This is a genomic window from Neobacillus drentensis (assembly GCF_036966985.1).
GTDB classification, from domain to species: Bacteria; Bacillota; Bacilli; order Bacillales; family Cytobacillaceae; genus Neobacillus; species Neobacillus drentensis_E.
In genome coordinates this window covers 1-6,423 of record NZ_JBALSN010000601.1, presented here as the reverse complement: position 1 = coordinate 6,423, position 6,423 = coordinate 1, and the positions used below count along the sequence as shown (strand labels likewise).

The window sequence follows — 6,423 nt, the reverse complement described above, 5'->3', positions numbered from 1 at the left end:
GTTTGAAGTATTAGCACGAGTTTGCGAGATTTATTTTGGAATTGTCTACATTACAGCGATTGTTGGCATGTTGTTAATTACCTTTTCTGGTTTAATTCATCTGGGTAATCTAACCCCAATCTTAGAGGACGGATTAAAACCTGTTATTAAAACATTTTTAAAGACAACCCTCACTTTTCCCTTTGGAGAAATGGTTGTCTTTACGATGCTGCTCCCGTTTTTAAATGATAAAAAAAAGGCTAAAATCGTTTGTTTAGGCGGGATGATATTAGCGGGCATTAACATCACCATTACAACTGTAGTAAATATTTCTGTATTAGGCATAGGTCTCTTTCATCGATCTACGTTCCCCTTATTAACCACAATAGGGAGAATCCAAATTGCTGATTTTCTTGAACGATTAGATGTATTATTTATGCTCTATTTAATTATTGGCGGTTTCTTTAAAATTGCGATTTATTATTATGCGGCGGTGGCCGGTGCTGCTGATATCTTTCATTTTAAAGACCAACGCAAGCTTGCATTTCCAATTGGGATGATCGTTTTATTTGGTTCGATAACTATTGCCTCTAATTTTGCAGAATTTATAAGAGAGGGTATTGGTGTTGTTCAGATTTTTCTCTCGTGGCCATTTCAAATCATCATTCCCTCCATCTTGCTAATCATTGCGTTTTTTCGTAATCGAAAGAAAAAAACAAGCACGGCATAAGCTGAATTAGTTTTGGGGAAAATTGGTATTGCTCAGAAGTAATATATAACCCTTTTTAAGGGGGGGAACGTACGTACATGGAAAAAGTAAAAATAAGTACAACCCAATTATTTGTCCTAGTTGTATTATTTGAAATGGGCAGTGCTATTCTGGTTGGGATTGCGTCAGGTGCCAAACAGGATGCTTGGATAGCTGTATTGTTGGGTTTAACCGGTGGATTAATGGTCTTTTTTGTTTATTATCGATTATTTGTGTACTATCCTGACCTGCCCTTAACTAGTTATCTTCAAGAAATAATAGGGAAATGGCTAGGAAGGTTTATTGGGGTATTATATGTTGTCTACTTTTTATATTGTGCTTCAAGGGTATTACGCGATTTTGGAGAATTATTATCTTCAACCATTTATAATAGTACTCCATTATTTGTTATCAATTCCTTAATGATTATTACGATTATTTATGGCATCCATAAAGGGTTTGAAGTATTAGCACGGGTTGGAGAAATTTTCTTCGGCGTTGTCTACTTGACGGCGATATTAGGGATGCTGTTAATTGTCTTTTCTGGTTTGATTCACTTAGGAAACTTAAAGCCAATTTTAGAATATGGGTTGAAACCTGTCATAAAAACATTTTTAACACAAACCATTACCTTTCCCTTTGGGGAAATGGTCGTTTTTACTATGCTGCTTCCATTCTTAAGAGATAAAAAGAAAGCTAAGATCGTTTGTCTGAGTGGGATGATTTTAAGCGGAATAAATATTACCATCACAGTGGTAGTAAATATTTCAGTTTTAGGAGTGGCTCTCTTTTATCGATCTACTTTCCCACTTTTAACCACAGTAGGACGAATTCAAATTGCTGATTTTATTGAGCGTTTAGACGTATTATTTATGCTCTATTTAATTATTGGAGGTTTTTTCAAAATTGCGATCTACTTTTATGCAGCAGTTGCAGGTGCAGCGGATATCTTTCGAATTCCGAATCAACGCAAAATTGGCTTTCCTTTAGGTCTGATTGTATTATTTGCATCCGTTACTATTGCTTCCAATTACGCAGAACATATAAAGGAAGGGTTAGTTTTAGTCCCGCTTTATTTGCATTGGCCATTTCAAATTATCATTCCGTCTTCGTTACTAATTATTGCTTTCTTCAGGAATAGGAAGAAAAAGAAAAGCCCGGCATGATAGCTCGGGCTTAAACAATTTGTTATACTTTTTCGTTGGCCAATCGGTGGGTATGCTTCGGAGTATTTTGCTTAACAGGTAGGGCTATCTGGACAGATGTCCCTTGATTCTTTTGACTAACGAAATGAATAGTGCCTTGGTGAGATTGAACAATCTTGAAACTTACCGTTAATCCTAATCCTGTCCCTTTTTCTTTTGACGAATAGAATGGTTCGCCAATTTTCTCTAATCTTTCTTTTGAAATACCGCAGCCATTGTCATTAATATGGATTACTACCTTATTTTCTTCTGACTGCTCTAAATCAATGGAAACAGTTCCGCCTTTTGGTGAAGCTTCAATTGAATTTTTAATAAGATTGATAAATAATTGCTTGAGTTGGTTGGGTTCACACTCAATAACGATTTCATTTTCCAGAAATGAGGATTCGATTTGGACATTATATAAACTAGCTTCTGTGCTTAATAGTGAAATGACATCCTTCAATATCTTTTGGAGGTCTGCCTTGGTATATTTTAAGATCTGCGGTTTAGCTAATAGCAATAGCTCACCAACAATATGATTGATTCGGTTTAATTCGTCTAACATAATTTGATAATAGTATTGGTGCTTTACATCTTCCATTGATAAAAGCTGAACAAACCCTTTTAAGGATGTCAGCGGATTCCTAATTTCATGAGCTACGCTTGCAGATAATTCACCTACAATCGATAACTTTTCTGTCCTTCGAAGACGTTCTTCTGTTTCCCTTAATTTGGTGACATCACTGCCATAGCCAATAATTCCAGCAATCTTCCCATTAATAATGATTGGCAGGGAAGTACATTGTAATATGATCCGATTCCCGTTGGCATGTGGAATGTTTATCTCATACATGACTGGTTTAATTTCTTCCACAACTGTGGAAATAAATATAGGTAGATACCTTACATATTTTTTCGGCAGCAAATTCTTAATGTTTTTTCCTATTATTTCTTCACGTTTGAAGCCGGTAATGACATCATATTGTGAGTTTAAATTGGTAACCGTTCCACTCAGATCCATCATATATACAATATCTGGACTGTATTCAAACAATGATTTATATTGTTGCTGACTTTCTGCCAATTTTAACGCCATTTCCTTTTTCTCGGTGATGTCACGTCCAATAATTACTAACCCTTGTCGGCTGCCATCACTATTAAATAGAGGCACTTTGATCGTGTCAAAGATTCTTGCTGACCCGTCTGGGACAGGAAGGACTTCTTCAATACGGGTAATGGCCCGATTATTCCATGCCTCTTCATCAGAAATTTCACAATATCTAAGGGCATCTCCATAAAAGTCAGTATAATTGGCTAATTCAGAGTCTTTTTTTCCTCGATAATCTACATTCTCCAATTGAAACAATTGTAACCCAAATTCATTGGCTTCAATCCATCGGCCTTCTCCATCTTTAAAATTAACAAAATCAACCATTGAATTGATTAATGTAGATAACCGTTTTTGATCTTCCTGGGAAACAGATAATTCCTCTTTTTTACTGATAAAAAAATAAAGAAATCCTCCAGTAACCAAAATATATAACATCTCTTTTACCCTTTCAACCACATTAACTATCGAAGAGGGGATAAACTTTTCAATTAAATAATTGGACCCAAAGATCCAAATAATACTTGAAATTAAGTAAAACAGGATCAGCTTTTTTTTATTCATGGAAATCTCCAGTTCTTTTCAATAAATATAGTACATAGTCTATAGTACTAGAAAATCCATTATTTTGGAATAATACAATAGTGAAAATAGTAGAATTCCTTATTTATTGGATTCTTTTCCCAAGAATAAGTAAATCTCTCTCAACGCCGTCCAGTTCAGCTACATTTGGAAGGTGAGCCCATTTTTCAAAGCCAAAGCTTTTAAAAAGCTTGATACTAGGTTCGTTATGACCAAAAATAAAACCAAGCAGGGTTTTGATGTTTAATCCAGGACAAGCGTCCATCACTTTTTGAATTAAAAATTTACCCAGTTTTCTCCCACGAAAGTCTGGATGAATATAAATACTAATTTCCGCGGTTGCATTATAAGCTGGGCGGCCGTAAAAGGATTGGAAGCTTACCCATGCGCAAACTACACCTTTGTCTTCAACAACCCATAATGGACGAAAAGCGGGTGAATGTTCATGGAACCATTGGATCCGGTTCTCTACTGAAATTGGCTCTAAATCGGCTGTAACCATCCTGCTTGCTATAGTTGTATTGTAAATATTGATAATGGTTTCCAAATCACTCAAATTTGCATCTCTAATCGTAAAGGCCTCAAACATGTCATTTACCACTCCCGTTTTTTTATTGTCTAATAGTTTTTATATTAGCTTTTGGAACTAACATTATCAATATTGACGTACCATAATTATTTGAAAAAAGAAAAACCCTTTCTCGAAATTATTATCCGAGAAAAGGCCTTTTCTTTTCATGACAATTTATTTCTAAACTGCCATAACTCGTTTCCTGGCCAAAACCTTACCAGCGGTGGGCTTTAGCATTACTCCTTAGAATGATCTGGTTTTGAGACATTTTTGTTTGTCCATTAACCTGTGCTTTGGTATGCTTCGCTCTCGTTGTACCATAATGGAAAAGCTCAGAGTGCGGATCTAAATGATCTTTATAGCTCATCAAATCACCTCATTAAAGGATTTGAAACGAAGATATTCTACTGAATATCATATTTATCATTTGTAAAAAAACAAGAAAATAGTCATTAAAACTGAAATAATTAAATCTAAATAAACACTTGTATTATCTGAAAGTTCGGAATACAATAAAGCTACATACCAACCGGTAGGTATGCTTAAGAATGGTTTAGCATATGATTATTTAACGGCATTAACAATTAATCTTAGAATAAGAATGGAGTGAATGATATGTATTTACGTTTGACTGATGAACAAAAAATGGTTCAAAAAACAATTAGGAGATTCGTAGAAAAAGAACTCATTCCACTTGAAAATGATGTCCTTAGAAATGAACGTGAAGGTAAACCAAGTCTTCCTGCCGGTACACTTAAGGAATTGCAATTAAAAGCTAAGGAAGCTGGATTTTGGGGAATTAATACTCCCGAAGAATACGGCGGGGCAGACCTGGGCCAAATGATGATGGCGATTGTGTTAATGGAGGTTTCAAAAACATTTGTACCGTTTCAGTTTGGCGGTAGTGCTGATAATATCCTATATTATGGGAATGAAGAACAAAAGAAAAAATATTTAATCCCAACGATTAACGGAGAGAAAAAGTCTTGTTTTGCCATGACGGAGCCTGGTGCTGGTTCCGATACAAGAAATATTAAAATGACGGCTGTAAAAGACGGAAATGAATGGGTCCTAAATGGTGAAAAAACATTTATTACAGGCGGAAATGAAGCCGACTTTGTGATGGCCATAGCGATTACTGACAAAGAACTTCATCAATCCACACATGGGCGTGAAGGAGTAACATGCTTTATTGTCGACCGAGATATGGGCTGGAAATCAGAGTATATACATACAATGGGAGAATGGGGACCAGCTGGCCTTGTATTTGAAAATGTCCGTGTACCAGAGGAAAATATCCTTGGTGAGTTACACAAAGGATATAATCTCGGTCTAGAGTGGATCGGTTTTGCGCGCTGGGTCGTAGGGGCAAGAGCAGTCGGAACTGCCGAACGTTTGCTGCAAATGGCGATTGATTATGCGAAGGAACGGGTCACTTTTGGTAAACCAATTGCCGAAAGACAAGCAATCCAATGGCAAATCGCTGATTCAGCAGTTGAAATTGAAGCGGCAAAGTGGCTCGTCTTGAACGCAGCTTTCACCTTAGATAATGGGGAAGATAATCGGCACTTAGCATCAATGGCAAAATTATATGGTGCAAATATGGGAAATAATGTCGTCGACCGTGTCCTTCAGATTCACGGCGGGATGGGTTATACAAGAGAATTACCAATTGAGCGCTGGTACCGTGAAGCGCGACTATGGAGAATTTACGATGGCACAGATGAAATTCAACGAATGATTATCGCGCGGAACCTGATTAAAGGCCATGTTAAGATCGGTCAATATGTATAAAAAATGTAAGCGCATTCTACAAATATATTAAACCGGAGGAGAATAGAAATGGCAGGAAGATTTGCAGGAAAAGTAGCTTTTGTAACGGGTGGAAGCCGTGGAATCGGAAAAGGAATCGTTGAGCTTTTTGCCCAAGAAGGGGCGAAGGTTGCTTTAATTGATTTGAATGAAGAGGCGTTAAGTGAAACAACCAGTGAATTAAAAGAAAAAGGTGTAGACGTGTATTCGAAAGTTGCAAATGTCGTGGATGCGGAGCAAGTTGAAATCGCGATGAAAGAGGTTTATGAGGCATTCGGGTCCGTTGATATTCTTGTAAATAATGCAGGAGTGATCCGCGATAACCTGCTTTTTAAAATGACAGATTCAGACTGGCAAATGGTCATGGATGTACACTTAAAAGGATCATTCAATGCTGCCCGTGCTGCCCAAAAATATATGGTGTAAAATAAATACG

6 protein-coding genes and 1 pseudogene are annotated in these 6,423 nt (G+C 36.7%); 4 read left to right on the top strand and 3 right to left on the bottom strand.

Features of this window, described 5'->3' with window-relative positions; translation table 11 throughout:
* Both V7659_RS28770 and V7659_RS28765 read left to right on the top strand, forming a co-directional pair.
* Positions 1–709: GerAB/ArcD/ProY family transporter (locus V7659_RS28770; protein ID WP_335543470.1), on the top strand; the 709-nt coding region annotated here is incomplete at its 5' end.
* A gap of 77 nt (positions 710–786) precedes the next feature.
* Positions 787–1,893: a GerAB/ArcD/ProY family transporter gene (locus V7659_RS28765; RefSeq protein WP_335543469.1), complete on the top strand. Its 1,107-nt coding sequence runs from the start codon at positions 787–789 to the stop codon at positions 1,891–1,893.
* A gap of 22 nt (positions 1,894–1,915) precedes the next feature.
* Here V7659_RS28765 and V7659_RS28760 read toward each other — a convergent pair whose 3' ends face one another.
* The 3 genes from V7659_RS28760 to V7659_RS28750 form a co-directional block, all read right to left on the bottom strand.
* On the bottom strand, positions 1,916–3,586 hold the full coding sequence (locus V7659_RS28760) for a PAS domain-containing sensor histidine kinase (RefSeq protein WP_335543468.1): 1,671 nt from the start codon (positions 3,584–3,586) through the stop codon (positions 1,916–1,918).
* A gap of 103 nt (positions 3,587–3,689) precedes the next feature.
* Complete coding sequence (locus V7659_RS28755; protein WP_335543467.1) at positions 3,690–4,193, bottom strand: GNAT family N-acetyltransferase; 504 nt, start codon at positions 4,191–4,193, stop codon at positions 3,690–3,692.
* Between the two features lie 196 nt (positions 4,194–4,389).
* The gene (locus tag V7659_RS28750; RefSeq protein WP_335543466.1) at positions 4,390–4,542 is read right to left on the bottom strand and encodes a YpzG family protein; all 153 of its coding nucleotides are present in this window, start codon (positions 4,540–4,542) and stop codon (positions 4,390–4,392) included.
* 248 nt (positions 4,543–4,790) lie between these two features.
* Here V7659_RS28750 and V7659_RS28745 point away from each other — a divergent pair, with 248 nt between their 5' ends.
* Complete coding sequence (locus tag V7659_RS28745; RefSeq protein WP_335543465.1) at positions 4,791–5,969, top strand: acyl-CoA dehydrogenase family protein; 1,179 nt, start codon at positions 4,791–4,793, stop codon at positions 5,967–5,969.
* Between the two features lie 48 nt (positions 5,970–6,017).
* Positions 6,018–6,410 (top strand): annotated as a pseudogene (locus V7659_RS28740) (SDR family NAD(P)-dependent oxidoreductase); the annotation flags it as partial.
* Positions 6,411–6,423: the final 13 nt, after the last annotated feature.